Origin of the sequence: Undibacterium sp. MH2W (genome assembly GCF_049340215.1) — a bacterium.
Classification (GTDB): domain Bacteria; phylum Pseudomonadota; class Gammaproteobacteria; order Burkholderiales; family Burkholderiaceae_D; genus Undibacterium.
In genome coordinates this window covers 1-309 of the sequence record NZ_JBMPPA010000031.1, presented here as the reverse complement: position 1 = coordinate 309, position 309 = coordinate 1, and the positions used below count along the sequence as shown (strand labels likewise).

At 51.8% G+C, this 309-nt stretch carries 1 pseudogene; it reads right to left on the bottom strand.

What is annotated here, in order from left to right:
* Window positions 1-309 (bottom strand): annotated as a pseudogene (locus ACO0K2_RS19730) (energy transducer TonB); the annotation flags it as partial.

Below are 309 nucleotides of genomic sequence, written 5' to 3'. Positions count from 1 at the left end.
CTCTGGTGGTGCTGTTTGCTGTGTTTTAGCAAACACTGGGTTATCTGGCTTCACGTTCGATACGGCACTGATCGTGTTTTGCTGTGGCTGCTGCTGTACTTGCACTTCTGGCGGCGGAATAAATGGTGGCGGTGGAGCCAACAGTTTCGGCGGCGGTGGTGGTGGCGTATCAGGTGGCGGTGGCGGAGGTTTTACCTCTTCCACGATTTTAGTCTCCATTGGCTTTTGGATGATCTGTACGATCTTTGTCCCTAAGCCATTGAGCAGCGCATACAACAGCACTAAGTGAAATGCTAAAACCAGCCCCAT